This is a genomic window from Bradyrhizobium elkanii USDA 76 (assembly GCF_023278185.1).
Taxonomy (GTDB): domain Bacteria; phylum Pseudomonadota; class Alphaproteobacteria; order Rhizobiales; family Xanthobacteraceae; genus Bradyrhizobium; species Bradyrhizobium elkanii.
Window position 1 is genome coordinate 1,893,033 of record NZ_CP066356.1, and the last position, 20,058, is coordinate 1,913,090.

16 protein-coding genes and 3 pseudogenes are annotated in these 20,058 nt (G+C 59.5%); 4 read left to right on the plus strand and 15 right to left on the minus strand.

Going from position 1 to position 20,058, the window contains the following annotated elements; translation table 11 throughout:
* Positions 1–7: 7 nt before the first annotated feature.
* Positions 8–577, minus strand: a complete 570-nt coding sequence (locus tag JEY66_RS09210; RefSeq protein WP_334453303.1) for a formate dehydrogenase accessory sulfurtransferase FdhD — start codon at positions 575–577, stop codon at positions 8–10.
* A 30-nt stretch (positions 578–607) separates the two neighbouring features.
* Positions 608–1,108 (minus strand): hypothetical protein, encoded by a 501-nt coding sequence (locus JEY66_RS09215; RefSeq protein WP_129965244.1) that lies wholly within the window; start codon positions 1,106–1,108, stop codon positions 608–610.
* 249 nt (positions 1,109–1,357) lie between these two features.
* Between JEY66_RS09215 and JEY66_RS45100 the strand changes: the two genes are divergently transcribed.
* Together JEY66_RS45100 and JEY66_RS09220 are read left to right on the plus strand one after the other, a co-directional pair.
* Positions 1,358–1,492, plus strand: coding sequence for a hypothetical protein (locus JEY66_RS45100; RefSeq protein ID WP_018273493.1), 135 nt, complete (start codon positions 1,358–1,360; stop codon positions 1,490–1,492).
* Positions 1,493–2,353: 861 nt separating this feature from the next.
* Positions 2,354–2,494, plus strand: a complete 141-nt coding sequence (locus tag JEY66_RS09220) for a hypothetical protein (protein WP_016843167.1) — start codon at positions 2,354–2,356, stop codon at positions 2,492–2,494.
* A 1,363-nt stretch (positions 2,495–3,857) separates the two neighbouring features.
* Here the strand turns inward: JEY66_RS09220 and JEY66_RS09225 are convergent.
* The 7 genes and pseudogenes from JEY66_RS09225 to JEY66_RS09255 all read right to left on the minus strand — a co-directional run bounded on the left by JEY66_RS09225 (position 3,858) and on the right by JEY66_RS09255 (position 8,516).
* A complete protein-coding gene (locus tag JEY66_RS09225) occupies positions 3,858–4,502 on the minus strand; it encodes a hypothetical protein (protein ID WP_240536854.1) in 645 nt (214 codons plus the stop codon).
* Positions 4,469–4,697, minus strand: a pseudogene (locus tag JEY66_RS09230) (hypothetical protein); the annotation flags it as partial. The pseudogene JEY66_RS09230 and the gene JEY66_RS09225, both read right to left, overlap by 34 nt.
* A gap of 250 nt (positions 4,698–4,947) precedes the next feature.
* On the minus strand, positions 4,948–5,997 hold the full coding sequence (locus JEY66_RS09235) for a sensor histidine kinase (RefSeq protein ID WP_018273492.1): 1,050 nt from the start codon (positions 5,995–5,997) through the stop codon (positions 4,948–4,950).
* A gap of 396 nt (positions 5,998–6,393) precedes the next feature.
* Positions 6,394–6,654: a hypothetical protein gene (locus tag JEY66_RS09240; RefSeq protein ID WP_018273491.1), complete on the minus strand. Its 261-nt coding sequence runs from the start codon at positions 6,652–6,654 to the stop codon at positions 6,394–6,396.
* A 145-nt stretch (positions 6,655–6,799) separates the two neighbouring features.
* Positions 6,800–7,033 (minus strand): annotated as a pseudogene (locus tag JEY66_RS09245) (DUF6894 family protein); the annotation flags it as partial.
* Between the two features lie 767 nt (positions 7,034–7,800).
* Positions 7,801–8,010, minus strand: coding sequence for a hypothetical protein (locus JEY66_RS09250; RefSeq protein ID WP_125459263.1), 210 nt, complete (start codon positions 8,008–8,010; stop codon positions 7,801–7,803).
* A 92-nt stretch (positions 8,011–8,102) separates the two neighbouring features.
* Positions 8,103–8,516 carry a hypothetical protein gene (locus JEY66_RS09255; protein WP_016844180.1) on the minus strand — a complete coding sequence of 138 codons (414 nt, stop codon included), beginning with the start codon at positions 8,514–8,516 and terminating at the stop codon, positions 8,103–8,105.
* 62 nt (positions 8,517–8,578) lie between these two features.
* On the opposite strand from JEY66_RS09255, the gene JEY66_RS09260 reads away from it, so the two are divergent.
* Entirely contained in the window at positions 8,579–9,697 is a 1,119-nt protein-coding gene (locus JEY66_RS09260; RefSeq protein WP_245467232.1) for a thioesterase domain-containing protein, read from the plus strand.
* A 1,038-nt stretch (positions 9,698–10,735) separates the two neighbouring features.
* Here JEY66_RS09260 and JEY66_RS09265 read toward each other — a convergent pair.
* From JEY66_RS09265 to JEY66_RS09285, 5 genes and pseudogenes are all read right to left on the minus strand, one after another.
* Positions 10,736–11,092, minus strand: a complete 357-nt coding sequence (locus JEY66_RS09265) for a hypothetical protein (protein WP_125459264.1) — start codon at positions 11,090–11,092, stop codon at positions 10,736–10,738.
* Between the two features lie 732 nt (positions 11,093–11,824).
* On the minus strand, positions 11,825–12,352 hold the full coding sequence (locus tag JEY66_RS09270; RefSeq protein WP_240536856.1) for a hypothetical protein: 528 nt from the start codon (positions 12,350–12,352) through the stop codon (positions 11,825–11,827).
* Positions 12,353–12,744: 392 nt separating this feature from the next.
* Positions 12,745–13,402 (minus strand): annotated as a pseudogene (locus JEY66_RS45400) (adenylate/guanylate cyclase domain-containing protein); the annotation flags it as partial.
* 632 nt (positions 13,403–14,034) lie between these two features.
* Positions 14,035–14,229: a DUF3606 domain-containing protein gene (locus JEY66_RS09280; RefSeq protein WP_016844186.1), complete on the minus strand. Its 195-nt coding sequence runs from the start codon at positions 14,227–14,229 to the stop codon at positions 14,035–14,037.
* Positions 14,230–15,727: 1,498 nt separating this feature from the next.
* Positions 15,728–16,099 (minus strand): cupin domain-containing protein, encoded by a 372-nt coding sequence (locus JEY66_RS09285; RefSeq protein WP_016844188.1) that lies wholly within the window; start codon positions 16,097–16,099, stop codon positions 15,728–15,730.
* Between the two features lie 2,202 nt (positions 16,100–18,301).
* Here JEY66_RS09285 and JEY66_RS09290 point away from each other — a divergent pair.
* Positions 18,302–18,481 (plus strand): hypothetical protein, encoded by a 180-nt coding sequence (locus tag JEY66_RS09290; protein ID WP_125459265.1) that lies wholly within the window; start codon positions 18,302–18,304, stop codon positions 18,479–18,481.
* 36 nt (positions 18,482–18,517) lie between these two features.
* Here the strand turns inward: JEY66_RS09290 and JEY66_RS09295 are convergent, their stop codons facing one another.
* On the minus strand, positions 18,518–20,047 hold the full coding sequence (locus JEY66_RS09295; protein ID WP_240536857.1) for a class I adenylate-forming enzyme family protein: 1,530 nt from the start codon (positions 20,045–20,047) through the stop codon (positions 18,518–18,520).
* Positions 20,048–20,058: the final 11 nt, after the last annotated feature.

Sequence of the window (20,058 nt, forward strand, 5' to 3'; positions counted from 1 at the left end):
GGGAGGCCTAGCCGCTAATTGCATCCGGATGGCTGAAGACCTCGAATGCGCTTCCACGCGCAACAGCAATTAACGTAATTCCGCACGCCTGGGCCGCACGGACCGCGAGCGCCGTCGGAGCCGACATCGCGACGAGCATGGGACAGCTGATCGCGGCAGCCTTTTGTACAAGCTCGATCGAGACGCGACTTGTCAGGACGATCGCGCCTTCGGTGGCGGAGACGTTGTTGGCGGCGAGCGCGCCAGCGAGCTTATCCAAGGCATTGTGGCGACCGACATCCTCGCGAATCGCGACCAGTTCTTGATCGGGATGGAAGAAGCCGGCCGCATGCGTGGCGCGCGTCGCGCGGTTGAGCGTCTGGGCGTCCGACAATGCGAGCAGGGCGCTCTCGACTTGCCGAGCCCTAATGATAGACCTCGTCAAGTGCGCCGCCGGACGCGCGGCGTCAGCTCGCTGGGGCACCGAATCGGCCTCAGCACGTCCTCTCGCTGGGGCCGTTTCGCTTCGGGAACAAGCAGCGGTCCACGACGTTGCCGGCAGCTTCAGCAGCTCGGCCGAGCTCGCGAATGAACGCACTCTGTTTGGAGATTCTTGGGCGCTCGACCCTTACTCTTCCTCAGCCCAACTCAGCTTCTCGCAGCTTACGCAGCGGCGAAGGCGATAGCTCTTACCTTGGCGACTGTCGAGGATAGACATTGCCGAAGTGACACCGCCGCAGCGGAAGCAGGCATAGGAATCGGGCCGCAGCGGCTTTTGCTCGCCATCAGCGGCGAACGCGCCGTTCTTTTCTATCTGGGCTGGTCCTTTGAGTTCGCTATCGTAGACCATCCATCCGTTGCCACCCTGCCGAACGAGGAAACGTCCCCGCATCGGGCGTCCAATAAATTCCATTTGCATCCACCATCTGCAAAATACGAGCGCGTCGATTAGCTCGAAGGATGGAGCGCCCGGCATTGAACTATGTGAATCGTGACGATCAACTTTGGATAAGCGCCACCTGGCTTTCGCGGCGAACTGAAAGCGGCCCCAACCGGGGGGCCGCCAACCCGAACGATACGGGTTTTCCTCTGGCAGTCGGGGGGCACCTTGGCTGACCAGAAGCGCCAATTAGACGCTGATCTCCTCTCTATGGTTCCTCGCCTGACGTGGCAATTGGACAGGAGCGTATTAAAACTAGCTTCGTCGGATCGCGCGGGAAGAACTAGCAACTTCTGACAGCCGTGTTAGCTTCAAAGCCTCGGGTCACGTCCCGATTCATCATAGGACGACTGGCCTCAGCACCGGCCTCTAGGCCCCCAGAGGTGCTGGGGCCGTTTCTTTGGGTTACCCTCGCTGACATGCATATCCAAATGCAGAATGGTGCTGCCGGGCGATCCTGCGGGGATGTTCAGTTTCGGTCGCATGGATGGTGTTGAATACGGCTTTCTCAGCTTTGCTGGAATGTCGTTTGTGGCGCTCATCGTCAGCGTAAGTTGGCTGCTGATCGGCTGAGCGTCCTACCTCTCGTGATGACATGACGACTTGGCCTCAGCGTGTAACCCCTTCGCTGGCCGTTTCTTTAGTGCCCTTCGTGTCTACATTTTGAGGACCAGGGCGGATATCGGACTTCATCATCTCCAGTTCGATTGGCTTCAGTTTAGCACTCAATCGCCGCAACCTGGCTCGCGCCCGCTTGGCTGGGGTATCAAGTCGCTCGCCCACGGTCCGTTTCTTCGCCATACCTGCTTTCCTCTTGCGGGAAAGGCTCGTGCGTCTTTGCGGCCGATGAACGTATCCGGCGGCGGATTGTCTTTGAGCAGCCGGGCAGCTTCGGCCGAGACCTGGAGGGCCGCATCAACGATGTGCCCGTCCTGCCGTTGATCGCTGCAATGCGATTGATGACGCGCTGATCGGCCATAGCCGCGCTCCCTCGCTCAATGCAGGCGGAAGCACTTGGTCTCTCAGCCACCGACGCCCACGGGCAGAGGCTTGGCCGGTGATGACGATATAATGTGCCAACTAACATAGGTTGCCAGGCGGCCGATCGATCCTCCTTGTCGAGGACGCATTCCGTTCTCAGCCTGGAACAAAAAGCTTGTGTGCTGTTCTGGACAGAATTTCTGGAACAAAATGCCCATTTGCACGTCATGAATCCGTTGCGATAGGAGCAACGGGGAACGACGTGCCGTCCGCAGAATATCACCTACGCCAAGCCGAACTTGCAGCCCGGCTTGCGCTCGCTGAAGCAGAACCATCCAAAGCCGCAGCTCTCCACGTTCTCGCACTAGAGCAGTACGATAAGGCCGCGAAGGCTGGGGCCAAGCCGGATCAGATGTCGCGAATACCGGCCCTGAGAGACCAGATGAGCTGAATATGGTTGACCTGGATCAAGACAAGGCAATCGCATCTGATGAGTGTATCGGCATGGCCGATCGCGACGACTGGATTTCCATCGCCTGCTTGACCGCGATTGCGCTTACGACTGTTGCCGCGACTGCGGCCTTGTTCCTGTAGAACGCGGGGCCGCGCGGTGGCACAAATTGCACTAGCGGTCGCCCAGCATCGAGGAATAGGATTTCAACCCCAAACGCAGGGGTTGTGTGATGAGTAGTGACCTACCTTTTAGCGCGCTCATCGTGGCGCTCGGGCTGAGCCCCATCGCAATAGTGGCTATCGCCTTGTTCATGTAAAAAGAGGCCGCCTCAGTTGGCGGCCTCTTTATCCTGGCAGCTTGCCTTCCCATTCGGATCGAGCCCGTCGCGATTCGGTGCCATGGAACACCCGCAGCCGCGAATTCGAACACTTGTGGAGTATCCACGAGGGTAGCTTTCGTTGCTACTTTATCCCATTACGGTGCATTGCGCTGTGGGGGCGCAGAGAACGGCCCCAGTTCACTGGCCCTGCTAGCCCCAAGATGGTGCCGGGGTCGTTCCCTTGCTGCGATGCGGAACGAGATGGAATGAGCGCGAATAGATTTAAGAGTTGGACTGAAACCGAAGAACGTTTGCTGGTTGCGCTGCATGAGTCAGGGATGGATCACCGCCTCATAGCGATCCAGATGCGCAGGACGGAAGCCGGGATCGATAACCGACTCGCGGTGATCACCAAAAGGGCTAGACGGGCGGAGAGCGTCAGCCCGGCGTCGCTCGATAGTCCATCGCCGGCCGTTCGCGGATGACGGCAGGGTGCGATACGCTCTGCGACGTGTCGTCGGCTAGGAACGAACGTTTCTCCACGGGGCCCGATTGAGCACAAGTCTTGGTGCTTCAATGTCGGTAGCACCCGACACGGCCTCGGTGCTCTCCTCGTGCTGGGGCCGTTTCTTTTCGGGAACAAGTGGCAATTCTTGACGTTGCAAACGTCGGTCGGGTTGAGGAGTGGGACGACCATCGGCCTCAGCGTTCTCCCCGGGGCGCTGGGGCCGGTTTTTCCGAGGTGCAGTATGACGGACGAACGTCGGGATTGGACCCTGATCATCGGATTTCTAAGCATCGCGGTCGCAGTGTTGATAATCGACCTTGCCTTCTAGGCCGTCCTCGTTGAGCAAGGAAGAGCATGCTCTCCGACCTCAATGCGTGATTTTGAGATGGCTGGCCACCCGATCCTCGTTGTTCGCCAGCAGCTCATAATCATCTGCCAGCTTGAGATAGGCTCGACGTATTCCGTCGTCCATCGCGTACGACGACAGTGTGCGATACTCTTCTGCTATGCGTCGGTGTCTGGCCGCCTCAGCGGCGTAATCGTCAATTCATGGGAGGGGCCCCTGAGGTGACCCTACCAAATCGTGCCGGCTAGACGAACAGGTCTTTGCCCGACTGCAGCATCCTCACGAACGTCCCGCTTTCGTGGTACTCGAGCCAGCAAGCCAGCCCAATACTCAGCCGACGTCGCCTTGTCCTGGTAGATCATCGGATAGTTGATCCTTTCGATATAGATCCGGCCGATCTCGGATCGGCTCAAAGGCGCGGGCATGTTCCATGATCCGGCGCGCGGCTTCCTCCGGGTCCGCCCAGCGACGGTCTTCCTTCATTTTCATCGTCGAATTCCGTCGCGCCTTTGCGCAGCGTAGATGGTGAGGGGTGTGAATCTGGCTTTCGGCCGGACGGTGGCTATCAAACGTCGCGCCACAGGGACAGCGCATCAGCGACGACGGTTGTTGAGACGGCAGCTTTTCGCCGCGATCCCACATGGCCTGCTTGCGTGCGATCCAGTCGCGATGATCGCGCCATGCCTGGAAGTCCGCCTCGGTCAGGGTCGGCAGCAACGCACCCCATGCCGCTTCGAACCCCGCGCGCCGGTCGTCGAACGTCGCGGCCGGTCCGCCGGTCGACCGGTCAGATCCGGGATAGAAGCCGCATTTCCATTCCCATTGGTCCGCGTGGTTCGGCACGCCCTTGCGCAGCCCGATCGAACCAACGACGACGTCGCGATAAAGGATGCTCCATTTCTCGCGGGCAGCTTCCTTGTCGCGCCGGCGTGTGAGCTTGGTCACGTCGCGTCTCCGATCGGGCAGCGCTGCCACAGTTGCAGCAGCTCCGCGGCCGGCCGCTTGCCAGTCGCGCTGCACTTCACGCAGCGCAGGCGGTCGGCGAGATCGTGCACCCTGGTGGTCGGAACGTGGCGCAGGGCAGCCCAGGTCAACCGCGCGCGGCGTCTTGCACCGCGAGCATTTGATCTCAAGCCACGGATAGCCGGCATTGATAGCCTGGTCGATCGAGTGCTCCACCATCATCACCAGCACCACCTGCCGATTTGCGCTCGACCTGAGTGCTGGACCTGCATATTCCCGTCGAGCCATTTCGGTGAGGGCGCTCCGCTGTTCACGGAGGAAGGCACGTTCGAATCGTGCGGCGGGAGCCAATTTCAATCGAGCAGTGCGCGTCGCAGAGTCGAGGAGCGCCAGCGTCATCAATCAGTGTCTGGCAATCCCGAGATTCACTTAGTGTATTGGCCCTTAGATGGCGGCGTCACCGATCGTCGCGCGCGAGCACGACCTTCACTTCGCAGCCGTTCGGGAGCGGGCTGCGGGATACCGAACCCTTCATTTGGGCCGCGAGAAGCTTGATCAGCCGGCTACCCATCCCAGTTTTTGCCTCCGAGGGGCAGCCTACCCCGTCGTCCTTGACGACGATGCTGAGCCTGCGTTCGTCGGCCTTGACATCGACGTCGATGGCGCCAGCCCGCTCGTTCGGGAAGGCATATTTGAAGGCGTTGGTAACCAGTTCGTTCACAATCAGCCCGATATTGGCCGCTTGCACGCTGGCCAGGGAGATCTCGTCGCAGCGCACGCGAACGGCGATCGGCCGCACGCCGCGCTGCAGGTCGCCGAGGCTTCCGCAGAGCGTTTCGATGTAGGGCCCGAGCCGGATCTTGCCGTCGCCGCCCATGCTGTGCAGCCTATCGTGGACCTTGGCGATGACCTCGACGCGCCCGATGGCGGCATGGAGGGCGGCCTGCACCTCCGGATTGACGTCGGCCCGCGCCTGCAGCCGCAACATGGACACGATGGTGGTGAGATCGTTCTTGGTCCTGTGCACCAGCTCCTGCAGCAACACGTCGGAATAGACCTTGGCTTTGGCCAAGCTCTCTGTGGTGGAGCGCAGAGCTTCGGTGATCCCTGCTAAGCCGAAGCCGGTCAATATGAATACGATCAGTGGTGGCGCCGCCGCAGCGGCGGACCGCGGCAGGAAGAACACGGACGCGAGCACCGCGCTCGCGATCGTGGCGAGAAAGCCGCTCCCTCGGTCAAACAATACGGATGCGAGAAACACGGCGGGTACGAAAAAGAGGAGAGGATAGGCCCCCAAGGGCTCCGGCGCCAAAAGTCGCCCCAGGCATGCGCCTCCCACCAGGGTGAGCGATAGCACGTAGCGCAGCCAGATCGGATAGCTTGGCATCATGTGAAGGAGCTTGAAGACGAACCAATCCATCTTGGGCAACAGCTGCTCCCGGCTAGCTGTTCCTGCATCGAATTCCATGAGGCCAGCGTTGCGCGTGATGACGTTGGCGTTAAACACTCGCAGCCCGCCAAGAATTAGGACAGGCTGCTTGACTTGCCTATGCGCATGCGTCGACAGCTCGCCCGGCCCATCCTACGAGCACGCTTCAGTCTCACCATATGGACAGAGTAGAATGGGGGCTACTAGCTTTGCTGCCATGTCATTCGTGGCCCTCGTGGTCTTCTCCTCGAATAAGCCGGTCCTTCAGGGGATGACGTCGACTCGACCTAAGCGGGAAACCCCCTCGCTGGAGCCGTTTCGTTGGGGCAGCTATCAAGGGGCTTATGGCTCAAAAGAAAGAGGCCGCTAAGGAGGTGGCCTCCGTCTTCACATCAATAGGGCGATAGCACTATCACGATGGGGCTCAGCCCGAGCACCACGACGAGCGCACTAAACCGCCAGGCCGAGGCGGCCTTACGGCCTTTCTCTCTTATCTCGCTGTTTTGCCGCTTCGCTGGGGTATTCAGTCGTTCGCCCGCGGTCCGTTTCTTCGCCATACCTGCTTTCCCCTTGCGGGAAAGGCTCGTGCGTCTTGCGGCCGATGAACGCATCCGGCGGCGGATTGTCTTTGAGCGACCGGACAGATTCAGCCGAGATCCGGAGGGTCTCATCAATGATGCGCCGGTCTCGCCGCTGGTCGCCGTAAATGAGATTGATGACGCGCTGATCGGCCATGGCCGCGCTCCCTTGCTCAATGCAGGCGGGAGCACACTCGGTCTCTCAGCCACCGGCGGCCACGGCAGAGCCTCGGCCGGCGAGAGGTACATGCACCTAAACGCTTATTCGTTGCTAGGAATTAAACCATCCGCAGTCGGGCAATTCAGGAAGTCTTGCCCCTTTTAGTCTGGAGATCGAAGATCAATCTGACCTGCATGATGGTGCCGGCTTCGTCCCTGACATCGATGGTCATGTCGCGCGGCTTTGCCGACCTCGAGTGGATCGCGTCACGAGCCATATCCGCCAGCGACTTGGCGGCCTCGACTTGAGCGGCCTCGACACTCTTCAGTTCCAGTCCCTCCTCGTCGAGGGCCATTGCCTCTCCCTCGTAGAGATCGAAATAAAAGCGAGGTGCCTTGTTGCGCGAGGAATGGCCCCTAGCACTCTGCTTCTATCGTCGCGCACTATCACCGCTCGGCCTGTCGCATCTGCCATCTCTCGTGCTTTCCTTAGCGCGGCGTCCGCGTCGGGAAGATCGAGTACTATGCGCTTTCGGCCCTTTTGCTTAACGGACATCGTCCCGACCGAAGCATCCTGTTGGCCCGCGCCTGCGGGGGAAAGCTGCTGGATCGACGGTGGAACGTTGGACATTAATCCGTTTTCGCTTTCCTGCTTTGGGAAGGGCTCCTGCGTCTTTCGTCCCAGGAATGTATCGGGAGTCGGTGTCGCCAGCAGCTTCACCGAGGCCGATATTCGACCACGCATGAAAGCGAGGCGCGCTTTGACGGCATCGCCGTCCTGGATGCGATGAACAACCGCCATTGACCGATCTTCCCCGTTTTTTGGCGCAGAGCGCCATTTGGGCCCTACGTCGGCGGTTGAAGGCCGGGAGCCGATAGCCACTCAGTCATGCGCGCGGCCCTCTCATCCTGGTGGGCTTTCTGCAGAATCGCCTCTTCCTCAGTGCCTGGCGGAAGCTCCTTGGCTTGCGCGCGCAGGCGCAACGCGGTGATGTTCGTTAACGAATCGAAAGGTGCGGCGTTCCAGCCGCGCTGGAACTTCTGTTCATCCGGACGCCATGACCGTCATGGGCTAAAAACTGGCGCCCCGGAAAACCGTGCCGCTACCGAGATGGGATCACCGGCAGCCGAGCCAGCACCCGCCTTAAGAGCGAGCCGGATTGGCAGGTCGCCTGCCTTCGGGATGCTTGTCGATTGTCCGCTTCGCTGCAGCGATCGCTTCCTGAGTGCGTTGATAAGTCATTGTTCTGATGGTTTGGCCGCCGGCGATCGGCGTGACTTCGACCAAGAACCCACCGCCGGGTTGCTCGATAATCACCAATCGGTGCGCTAGATATTCAAGTTCATCCGTCACGTTGGTGATCTCGTTCTGGATTTCGGAACAAGCGGGTAAGGCCTGGAATGTTCCAGTGGTGGGACTTTCGGGGGCAGCAAGCTCTGCTGGTGTCAGCGCTCTCCCGGCCACAAGGTTGAGGGCGGGTTCATGGCGGAGATCTTAGTCGTCCGCAGTACCACAAGATGGCTGCGCTTGAACGGGTAGCCGGAGCGTAGCGAGCACAGCTTGCAGCGCATATAGCGCTCCAGCTCGTGGATCGGCGTCCACTTCGGCCGCCTCACGATATCGAGCGCGACCGTCTGATGCGTCTCGCAGCCGAGGCACGTCACTTCGAGGTAGCGGAAACCGGCGTTGAGTGCATCGCCGAGCGCGGGCGACGGCTGGGCGGGCCCCTGAAAAGCGAGTATGCGGGCGTTCCATGCTCGGCAGGCCGCGCCATCCGCCACCAGCCGGGCCTCCTTGACGGGCTCAGCCAGATGCCTGACCGTGGCGCCGAACGTGTACTCGCGTGACTTCGATCCCATGGGGATCCACCTCCCGGCCTGTCGCAAATCCGCAAGATGTGGGGTTCGGGACGGCCGACCGCGTGGCGAGGATCGTCGTTACAACCCGGGCGCCTCACGCGCAGACGACAGCCGTGGAGCTTCGTCAGTTCCTGCAACGCGAGTTGGCCTCATTCAAGATTCCGCGTCACATCCTGATCCTCGACCAGCTGCCAAAAGAAGACACGGGAAAGATTCAAAGGCGACAGCTGCGCGAATTGTTCGACGGGCGGTCGGGTCAACAGGTGTCGATGCGCGTGCCCCGCGCCGCCAAAGGACCATTGGATCTGGAAGCAGAATTGCTGATGCTGTGGAGGCGGCTGCTCAAGTCCGATGCGGTGACGCTCGACGATGATTTCTTCGCGTGCGGTGGTGATTCCCTCCTGGCGATGGAAATGCTGCTTCAGCTCGAACAGCTGATTGGCAAGGCGGTCCCGGAAACGATTCTGTTCGGGGCGGAAACCATTCGACAACTTGCCCAGAAATTAGAGACGGAGACTGACGCGCCGCCGACGCCGATCGCTCAGTTCCGTACTGGGGGCCATCGGCCTCCGTTGTACTTTTTCAATGGGGATCTTAGAAACGGCCACACCGGTCTCCGGCGGATGGTCGAACTTTTGGGGTCCGATTATCCGATCATTTCCATCAATCCTCACGGATTTCGTGGAGAACCGATCCCGGCCTCAATCGAGCAAATGGCCGCCGATCGCCTTCCGCTCATCCTGGAACGGCAGGCCAGCGGTCCTTTCCTTCTGGGCGGCAGGTGCAATGGTGCCATGGTGGCGTTCGAAGCAGCTCGCCAGCTAGTGGCGACCGGGCACAACGTTCATATGGTCGCGATGATCGACCCGCCGACCGTTAATGCCCGTCCGGCCACCCGAGCGATCGTCGGGCTGATGAAGCCGATCGCCTCGCGCCACTTTCTACGCAGAATATTTGAACGTCTGGCGCGGCAGGAGCGAGACGCCAAGCATTCGACGAGCGAACCGGTATGGACCGCCAAGGGCAAGATTTCGCCGGCTCTGTGGGATGCTTATTCGATGGCGATGGCGCGATATCTTCCGGCATCGCTCGAGGTCGCCGTTGCCTTTTACGCGGCCGAACACGAGGGACGGAACTGGCGGCACCTGTGTTCTCAGCTCGAGGTCGTCCAAGTGCCTTAGGGGCATGATGGCTGCATGACTGTCGGTGCGGAGCGGCTGGTTGATCAACTGCGGCAAAGAATCAACGCTCTAGCCTCGCGTGCGCCTCCTTACGGCCGAGCAGATGGAGCGCGCGTCTGAAAACGCGACAAAGCGGGACAAAAATTCAAGGTGAGACATTACCGAACTTAGACACGTGTCAAGTCGAGGTAATCCGGCAGAGCGGTCTAAAATGCTGAGATTTCCCGGTAGACTGACGGTGCGCTCAGCCAGTCGCGCGCTGAGGATGCGGTCCGGGGAGGATCACATCCGGAAAGAAGCCCTGACGCCGCTAGCCCCCGTCGGGGCTTCTTGCTGCTTACGCCGGCTCAGAATGTACGAACGCCGCCCGCTTAAAATGCATGCGGACGGCGTCGGTTCTAGCCCCAGGAAGGATCTGCAAAATCCTGGCTAAGCTAAGTCTGCACAAAGACTTAAAAAGTTTAATACCCCTGAAGGGGTAGCTTGCCGTCAGAACGCGCGGCGCGCCCCACGTTGTCGCACGACTGGCGTGGTCTCTGCCGATCAGCCGAACAGGCCTTTGCCAGGCTGCGCCATTCTGACGAAGTTGCCGTTCTCGCGGTACTCAAGCCACTTCATGTTTCCTCGGCATACTTCAGGTCAGCCCAATACTCAGCCGGTGTCGCCTTATCCCGGTAGAGCATTGGATAGTTGATCTTCTCGATCTAGATCCGGCCGCCCTGGATCGGCTCGAATGCGTGAGCGTGCTCCATGATCCTGCGGGCGGCTTTCTCGGGACTGGCGTAAAGGACGATCTGCGGTCAGTTTCATCGGCGGTTTGGAGATGAGCTACTTTTCTGCGGGGGCGCCGTTCCGTGTGCATTCATTGGAAAATATGGCGCTCTCACGGCAATCGAAGCGAAAGACTTGAGATCGACGAAGCTACAGTATTGGTTCGATCGATCGATGCATGGCTGATGTCGATTATACCAGTCACCGAGTCCTACAGCCTCAGCGATGAAGAGAAAGTCAGCCTCGCTTAATTTGAAGGTCAAAGCCCTACCGCTGTTCAACCCTGGTGCGCCACAGGGCATCGAAGGTATTCTGGCGAGATGGCGTCCATTCTTCTGAACCGATCGGATCGCTGGGCTTCTCTATGAGTGCACTTGCAAGCTCCTCGGTGGGACGTGCCTGCGTCGAAATCCGCACGGGCCACTCCAATAATGATTTTGAAAGCATGGGCTTGCCTTCGTACCAGCATTTTCGTCCGTCGATGAGGCGCCAAGACCAATACTCGCGCGGATTTGGGGGCATCACCGCACTGCATTGCTGTTTTGCCTGCGCGGTCGGCATTCCAATCAATAGAAAAGTAGCGATGCGAGCGGCCAAAGGAATAAATGAAAATTGCCTCTTCATCGGAACACTTAGAGACTACTTCGTTGCCGCAGTCGACTTACAGCAACGACCAAGTCGGGCCGCTCAAGAACCTCAACTAACTTGTCGAGTATGCGTTCACTGTCGTGGGGGCGGGGCAGAAGATACTCGTCCAATATGCACAGGGCTTCGCTGACGGCATGAAGAGCCAGCTGTTGATCGGTCATCGCTTCTTACCCATTCGAATTGGCGGAGCGTTGCGATTTCAAGGAAGCTTAAAGATCAAGTCAGCTTTTGGACTTATCCCATCAAATTTTATTTCAATCGAGGGTGAATTTAGGTCAGCGCTTCTGACTCAGGATTGCGATTTGGCTATCGCCTCACCGCCGCTCCGCGCGACGCCACGTGCACTTCGATGGGCGTATCGCTACACAAACGAAGAGTCCGACAAGGCGCTGCGCCTCCACGCCCGGATTAGCGCGACGGATCACGCGATGGGAGCGCGAGGATCTGCTCGACGCTTTGCAGCAGCGGCTCGATGCGAACCCGCTTGCTATGCGCCTTCGTCGCGAGACGGTCGAGCATCCGTTCAGCGTCACCTCATCAAGCCGTGCGAAATGAGCCTTCAAATTTTTCAAGTCAGTGAATTTCTTGCATAGCGCCAGCAACTACCACCGTTGCCCGATCTTCTTGACTCCCGATCTCGGAAGAACGGCGCGGGCGCGGGAGTTAAGGCTCAATAGATTGGGGCCAAAAAAGCGAAGTGTGGCAGGATCACTGGCTTGTAGCAGCCACCAGTCGGCGCATAGTCAAGCAATGATCGAGCAGCGCCCAGCCTTCATGGCTTGCAAAAACCCCGGCACCGGCTGGAGAATCGATATTCTGTGGGCCGATGGCGAAACCGAAGTCATCAAAGGTTTTGTTACGGAGCACGACGCAACCAAGTGGATTTCCGAGCATTCGGCGGCGTGCCAAGAAAGCGCTAGCCCACCGCGCTAGCATGGCTTCTAGTTCGGAGGAGCGGCGACGATGGATCGCGAGACGGAAGAACTGGCAAGTAAAATCGCAGAATGCGCGAGACAGGCGCGCCATCAAGCCGCGCTTCTGCCGGAAGGTCCAGTCCGCGACGCACTGATAGGAAAAGCCAAGCATTACGAAGCACAAATCCCCGCCGACTCTACGTATACGACTGTTGCGCAGCGCTAATGGGCAGGTGACTGCATTGCTTCGGCGCTCCGACTCATCCGGCAGGCTTCCACCCGAGGTTTGCCTTTGAGTTAAGTGTTCTTCCTTCATCTTCATCGTCGAATTGCGTCGTTTTTAGATGTGCCCGCGGTGTGTGCAACTCTCGGCCGGTGGTGGCTATCGACGTTGCGCCGCAGGGACAGCGCATCAGTGACACGGCCTCCCTGAGGGCAGTTTTTCGCCGCATGCCCCATGGCGCTGCTTGCGCAATCCGGTCCGCTGATTGCGCCAGCCTTGGAAGTGCTCTCCGATCAGTATCGGCCGCAACCAAATGGAGACCGACCTCGCCATTGCTCTACAGTGTAAAGACATTGAAAATGAATGATTTGGAATTGCGCTTGATGCTGGCAGGAGTCCGTTTGGTGACGTCAAAGAGCTCTTAGTTCAAGGCCAAATCTGAAATGCGAGCGGGGGCGGGCGATCGAGCTGCTGCCGGGGCAGGCCACGGCGACGAAATAGTCTTGCTCGGGGGCGCCGCTGAGATTGGCGAATGGAAGCACGACCATAGAAAGACGGGGACGACGAATGCCTTGCGATATCAGGCGATGTCACCGTCGTGCTGAACGAGCCACCAGTGGCGACCGCAAAGGCCCGAACCGGACGAGAAATGTTCTTGAGCACTTGCTCGCCAAGGATCGACGACATCGACATCAACCTTTCCTTGGATTTGATCGTGGATAGATAACGAGATGCAGATGCCGCCCGACGCTGAGATGCCTTCAAGACGCGCAGCGATATTGACGCCGTCTCCGAATATGTCGTGTGGCTCGACGATTATGTCGCCGATATTGACGCCGATGCGAAAGGCGACACGGCCATGTTCCGGATCAGCAGCCGCAAATTCGTGGATGCGGGATTGAAACCGTAATGCGGCTCGAACCGCTTCGACCGCGCTCGGAAACTCTGCCAAGAACCCGTCTCCGGTGTTCTTCACGATACGGCCGCCGTGACTGGCAATAGCGGGCTCACTTCTCTTGCGAGAAGTTCGCTCAGCTTGCCGTGCGTGGCCTCTTCGTCATCGTGCATGAGCCGTGAATAGCCGGCGACATCGGCGGCCATTATGGCCGACAGCCTGCGCTCTATCCGACCTGGCCGCTCTTGCACTATGGACCCGCGATCCAAGCGATGCCCGATTGTACGACGGACAAGTCGCGCCCCCAACGGCCTTGACGAAGATGCCCGAGAGGCCGCCGATCAGCTATCGGCCCGAACGGCACAACCTAGGAACAGTCGATATTCGCCGGACGTTAGCGCTCATGCAGCAAGTCCGTTTGGTGGGCGACCGGCGCGAGGAGACTTACATGGCTGACGAAAGCTCAGTTGCACCTACTGCCACGCCCGAGCAGCGAATAGACCGAGCTTCAGAAGCGATCCGGCGGATGGCTGAAGACGACGCGTTGCAACATTTGCCACAACATGATCGGTGGCTGCATCATTTGAGTGAAGCGACCCGGGCAGCTCCATTTCAGTCCCTTGCCGTTGCATTCTTGCTAGGCGCCTTCCTAGCTCGTCGGTAGCGTCCATGCAGCGCAGCCCTACGAATTGCCAGACGGCAATATCTTATTCGGATTGCTCAATGACCTTGCTCACATCAGGCTCATAAATCCCATCCGCCCGATTGCACTCGCAAGGCATGCCGGCGCCGCACTGACAGCCATGTGCCTCCGCCGTCCAAGGCAAGTGCGGATGGTTCTCGCAGACCCAGCCCAACCCCAAGCAAATCGGACAGGTGGGTTTGGTCATTCTTGAGCTTTGTCGGGCAGACCCAATTCCTTGCGGACCGCAGCAGCGGAGTTGCCGACCTTTTCGACGACCTTCTGAAGGTCATTCTTCGACACACCAAGTGCATGGGTCCAATACTTCACCTCGTATGGCTCGTGCATGTTGATCTTCGAGCGATCTGGCTGGACGCGGTTGGTTAAATTGTCCGGCATTGCCTCTATCCCAAAATAAAAGGTCGCGGCCGTTGGCTGGTCCGAAGAAGATCAGGCTATTGTCGGGGCGGTTTGCAAAATTGACCGTCGCGGCAGTAACGTCGGCCACCCAAAGCTAGTTCCTACCAACGCTTCCTTGCCCTCGAAGATCCGGGGCACATTCTCAATCAGTTTAAACCGGTGGCCCCGGCTGCACCTGGCTAGGGCCGTCGACTCGGCCTCAGCGTCTCGCCGGGGCCGTTTCTGTTCAGGGAACGAGCAGCAGTCCACGACGTCAAATCTAAACGATGGACTGGGACTATTACCGCGGCCTTAGCGTTCTCCGCGGGCGTTGAGGCCATTCTAACGTCAGGGGCCGGTTTTCGCGACTCGTGAGTAGCTTCGCTAAAATCTCAGCCTGTTCTTTTGTCAGCTTCTCGGCGAACGCGCCGTCCTTTTCTATCTGGGCCGGTCCTTTGCATTCGCTATCGTAGACCATCCAGCCGTTGCCGCCTTGCCGAACGAGGAATCGGCCTCTCATCGGGCGTCCAATAAATTCCATTGCAACACCACCTGTGAAATTGAAGGGTTTCATGCGTCCAGCGAATTGAAACGGCCCCAACCCGAGGGCCGCCAACCCGAACAATGCGGGTTTTCCTCCAGCAGCCGGGGGGGGCCTGGATCGGCTGGGGGACCTGAGCCGACTCGTTGCCAAGCCGATCGTTCCTATTATCGATCGTTAGGATAAACGGCCCAGTGGTGCTGGTTTTGGCATGCAGGTGATCGTGGCAACCCCTCCGCGCCGCGCCTCACCGCGTTGGGGCCGTTTTTGCAAAGACTACGCGAAAAGGTCTTTGCTGACCTGGTGATCCGCGGAGTGCCAGCGTTATTAGCGAACCGAAATAAAAATGAAGTCGTGTTTATTCGGTTAGCCGAACAGATTCTCGCCGGCCTAGGGTCATGCGATTGGGTGCCGTCCTAGTTAGGACATTCGCTGCGGGCCTACCTTAGAACGCGACAAAGGAAAAACCCATCAGTGGCAGGGCGAGCAAAACAGACGCCCCGGCCGCTATCTTTAGTCCGGCGCTTGGCTTCGCTGATTGGTTCATATTGGGGGCCGTAACCCGCGAGATTGAAGTCACTCGCTCATATGCGCGCCGGTCTCAGCTTGCCGGGTTCTCTTAAGTAGCTGCTCTTTTTCCATACCTGCGGGGAGTACGCTTGCTTCTTCACGAAGACTCTTGGCCTCTTCAGTAAGGCGTTCCTCTAGAGAGTGCTCTTGCTTGAAGTGCCGACGCTTAATGACCATGCGCTGTCCTTTCCGTGGCGGAAGGCGACGTGTCCCCCGAGCTGGAGCTACTTCGAGATAGCGATGCGGCGTTGAGCGCGTCGCCGAGGGGCGGATGGGCGCGGAGGCGACCATGTGGATTCGAGAATGCCCCGGCGTAGCGTTCTCAAGCAGAAAAAGTGGGTGCGCGTTTGCGACCGCTTTTTCTTGATGTCAGTTTGAGGGGACCTCTTACTTTGCAGGCTCCATCATTGGTTTACCCTTATCGACGATATGGACCGTCAACATCTTCAGGGTTTTGTCGCCTGCCACCTTGAAACCACCGTGGGGCACGTCGCGAATGTTGATTGTTGCTGCTCCCGTAGGAAATGGCACCTCTTTTCCATCGGGTAGCGCCAACGTTGCGCCCTCTAGAACGTAAACGGCTTCCTCGCCATGATGCGTGTGGCGGATGAGATTATTTCCGGGCTGTACGTCGACGACGCTGACTACAATCTCCATATTCGTGCCGCTTAGGTCGGCGCGTTTCAACTCGGTGCGGTTTGTTTGGGCATTCGCGGACCAGGTAAGGGCGAAGAAAATAAGAGCAGTGATCCGAAGCATACTTTCCTCCTCAAATGGACAATGAAATGTTTCGCGACACGCCAATGTGACGCCCACTTATCCAACAACAACCATTACGAGAGTGCAAGGGAAGTGCAGCATAATCCATCCTGAAGCAGATTGTGGCGATTGAGGCGACGACTACACCACCCCGCCGATCGTGGTATCGACCCGTGATGGTCGCATCGTCAGAGATTACGAAGCAAAGTAAACCTCCGCGCATCGGAAGTTTACCAGTAGGAGAAATCGGCAGGGCCTACCAGAGACGTCCTTGGCGAATTGATCACTTCGCCTCAGTCGACCCGGGTATCAACCCAGCCGACCTTGCCGCAGGCGGTGAACTTGCGGTGCACCGAGATCTCAGCCCAATCCCATCTGCAAGTCGGCAAGCTTCAGCAGCCGCTATGATGTTGGCAGCCGACGCAAGAACACAAGCACCGTCTTGAAACCGGCGTTGCGATCGACAGGGCCAGTCCAATAACGGAGATGACGGGCGGGTTTTCGACGCCAAGGCATGGGCCGATATACTCAGTGCATCGAGTTCATGGCCGGTCGGGCTGCGGAGCGCATGTTGCTAGGCGGCGAACTCGCCGCTCCGGTTGAAGAACGTCCTTGGCGGGGATCGCTTGTGCATTTCCCTGCACGAACGAAAACATCCAGGTCCGGAAGCTTCATTCGCGGCTCCTCAACGAAGAGCGGGCGAGCAAGCGCCGCCGGCAGTCACGCGGTGGCGACAATCCACTCCGAAGAGCTGCAGCAGGCTCGGCGGGGATAGGGCGTCCCCGGCAGATGAGTTCTAGAAGCTGGTTTTGCGAACCGAGCTGACAAGCCAGGATTGGGCTGCGCGGCAGCGGCCCAGCATTGGCTTCCACCGCCCCAGGAGTGCTGGCACCGTTTCGTATGGGCGAAGGGTCATTGCCCGCCTGAAGCACCCGGACGAAAGTCCCGCTCTCATGGTACTCGAGCCAGGCCCTTGACCGATGGCGTGCTGCAGCCAACCTAATACTTGGCTGGCGTCGCCTTGCGCAACCACCGGTAGAGAAAAAATCCGTGGACGCCCGCATAATCGAAAGTAGTGGGAAGCAGGCTCTCCACGGCGCCGCGCTGGGGACGGCGGCAGCATTTACCCGCGGCGGGGAATTGATTTCTTAACTCAAACCTTGGGTCCGGTGATCGCGAAGCTTGAGAACTTCCGAAGCGGTCCCTTGCCGGAAATTGGGCTTCATCCGCGATAGGTCGGGCCATGGGCTTTGCCGGTCATCATGTCCCGCTGAAACGTAACCCCGCGCCCATTATGCCGGGAGTGCCGCCGTCTCTTAAGAGTGGTCGCTGACAAGAGACGGCAAGGCACCCCTGCGCACGGATATCCCCAGCCTCGTTGTCCACATCCGCAACTCCTTGAAGCTGCAGCAAAGACGAATGCCCTCGGAGCGCGCACCATAAACCCACGTATTGTTCGGGAAACGAATATCGCCGGCGGCCTAGTTTCAAGTGCAGAAGCGATGTTTGCCTTCGGGGTCGATGCCGTAGCCCGTCGACATTCGCCGTCGCCCGCTCGTAACTGGCCTTCAACTGCTTGACCTGCTGGCGTGTTTGCGCGAGCGATGCCTCGAGCTGGTTGACTTTGTACTGGAACTGCGCCGGATCGATACGAAACAGCATCGCGCCGGCGACCGCGGTGGTGTGCCTGGCACATGGGATAGGTTGATTGTCCGGGCGTCATCGACCCGCGACCCGTCTAGAAATGGTATCCGCGCGACAGGGAGAGGTCTGGCGCTTCTGGTAGGTCAAGTTGAGAAATTGGCCGGAGCTGGTCGGAAGGAAGCAGACGAGGAGCACCACGCGCCTACGGCACGATGCCGGCACCGAATACGGGCTTTCGATATTCCGCGACAGAGGTCGATTTCGCCTGACCTACAGGCGAAGGTCTTTCAACGTTCCGCTTTGTTGGGATAAATCTGTGCTCGCCACACGGGCTCATGAACTGCCCTATGCGAAGGATTGGATGATGTATCGTAGGTTTGGTTGGTGTGGGGAAAGGCGGTAGCGCTCCCCCGCTACCATGCGTCCAGGCTACGATCGTTTGCGATTTCGCACCCTCAATAGTGGCGAATCTCGGAGCCAACCGACCCGTCTTGCATGTACCGAGTGGCTGCGCATCACGCCATTGCCGGCGCCGCATTCGGATCAGGCACATCGAATATGACCAATGCCAAGACCATCGGCCGCCGTGCTGTGATTCCGGCATTCAGCGACGTTGGTCACGAAGTGCGCTATTCCATTCCCGAAAGTCAACGCGAACCTGACGGGCCAATCGCTCAACCGACCAAGCCGAGAACGCGTAACGAAGTGGATGAAGCGACCGATAGCCGTGCTGCGTAGAATATTTGTGACCGAGTTGTTGTCTCTGGCGCTGAGCTAGGAGCGCTTTTCGAGCCGCGGCCGTGGCCCTTCGGTGATGCGGAATCGGGACAGCACGTCGGTGCGAATGGCGCCGCGGAGGATCTTGCCGATTCCGTTGCGCGGCAATTCGTCGAGGGCAATCAGCAGGCGCGGGCGCTTGTAGTCGGTCATGGTCGGCACCACGCGATTGATGCGCTCCTCCCAGCCCGGCGCAGGATTTTCCACCGCTGCCAGAATGACCTCGCCCCAATAGTCCGAGGGAATGCCGACCACCGCGACTTCCGATGGCTGCAGCGCCGGCGCAAGCAATCGTTCGACCTCTTCCGGCGCAACTTTGTAGCCGCCCGACTTGATGACGTCGGCGCTACGGCCGATGAGGTGCAGCCGGCCGCGTGCATCGACGTAGCCGAGATCGCCGGTTTCGTGGAATTCATTCGGTGCGAGCGCGCTAAAACCCTCGGTGGTGCGATACCCGGTCATCAGGTGTTGTGCACGGATCAGAACCTCGCCGTTGCCGCCCGCCGGGGCCGGCCGGCCGTCCTCGCCGCGGATGACGATCTCAACACCAGGAGCGGGCCAGCCGACGCAGGCGTCCTCGCCTCCGGATGCATACCAGGACTCAGTTTCCTCGGCTTCAAGCACCGTGATCGGATTGAATACTTCGCTCTTGCCATAGGTGACCCGCACCACGGGGCCGAACATCTCCTTGACGCGCGCGTAGAGCGTGGGCTTCAGCACCGCCGTGCCGCAGAAGATCGTGCGCAGCGACGAGAACTGGCGCGTGCCCGCGGCAGCCACGATCTTTGCGAGCACGGTCGGCGGCGCAAACATGGCATCGCATGCGCCGCGTTCGAGCATATCAAGCACGCGCGGCGGGTCGACGCCGTCGAGCAGTGTCACGGCCGCACCCGACGACAGATAGGCATGCGTCATCAACGAGGAGCCGTGCGAGAATGGCGTCATCAGCAGGACATTGCTGCCGGCATCCGGGCGGAACGGCAGGTTCGCCCGCAGCAATATGTTGGCCGTCCAGCGGCCGATCTGGCTGTGAACCGCGCCTTTCGGGCGTCCGGTGGTACCCGAGGTAAAGACGATACGCGCCGGCGCGTCGCCGTCGACCTGCGGGAGGGCGTCCGGATCCAACGCGGTCCGTTCGATGCTTTCGACCTCGATGATGCTCGGACCGCCGGCAGCCTTTTCGGTCGCGAGGGCCGCGCCGGTGATCAACAGGCGAGCGTTGGCGACCGCGAGGCAGTAAGCGCGTTCGTCGCTGCTCAGCGCAGGGTTGATCGGGACTTCGACGGCGCCCGCCAGCATGACGCCGAAAGTTGCCGCAACGGCGTCGGCGCTGTTGCGGAACAATGTAGCCACGGCATCTCCCGGGCCGACCCCGGCCTGCATCAGGGCATCCGCAACGCCGGCGGCTTTGGCGAACAATTCCGCATAGGATGTTGTGCCGGCGGCGTCGACGACGGCCGGCCTGTTGCCGTAGCGGAGCGCGAGCGCGGAGAATTCGTCGGCCCAATGGATCGATTTCGATGACATGCTCGAGCTCT

Coding starts and splice junctions, on each gene's coding strand:
- JEY66_RS45100 (WP_018273493.1), top strand. CDS start 1,358: ATGGTGCTGCCGGGCGATCCTGCGGGGATGTTCAGTTTCGGTCGCATG.
- JEY66_RS09220 (WP_016843167.1), top strand. CDS start 2,354: ATGGTTGACCTGGATCAAGACAAGGCAATCGCATCTGATGAGTGTATC.
- JEY66_RS09240 (WP_018273491.1), bottom strand. CDS start 6,654: ATGGCCGATCAGCGCGTCATCAATCTCATTTACGGCGACCAGCGGCGA.
- JEY66_RS09255 (WP_016844180.1), bottom strand. CDS start 8,516: ATGGGATCGAAGTCACGCGAGTACACGTTCGGCGCCACGGTCAGGCAT.
- JEY66_RS09265 (WP_125459264.1), bottom strand. CDS start 11,092: ATGAAGAGGCAATTTTCATTTATTCCTTTGGCCGCTCGCATCGCTACT.
- JEY66_RS09270 (WP_240536856.1), bottom strand. CDS start 12,352: ATGAAGATGAAGGAAGAACACTTAACTCAAAGGCAAACCTCGGGTGGA.
- JEY66_RS09280 (WP_016844186.1), bottom strand. CDS start 14,229: ATGCCGGACAATTTAACCAACCGCGTCCAGCCAGATCGCTCGAAGATC.
- JEY66_RS09285 (WP_016844188.1), bottom strand. CDS start 16,099: ATGCTTCGGATCACTGCTCTTATTTTCTTCGCCCTTACCTGGTCCGCG.
- JEY66_RS09290 (WP_125459265.1), top strand. CDS start 18,302: ATGACCAATGCCAAGACCATCGGCCGCCGTGCTGTGATTCCGGCATTC.
- JEY66_RS09295 (WP_240536857.1), bottom strand. CDS start 20,047: ATGTCATCGAAATCGATCCATTGGGCCGACGAATTCTCCGCGCTCGCG.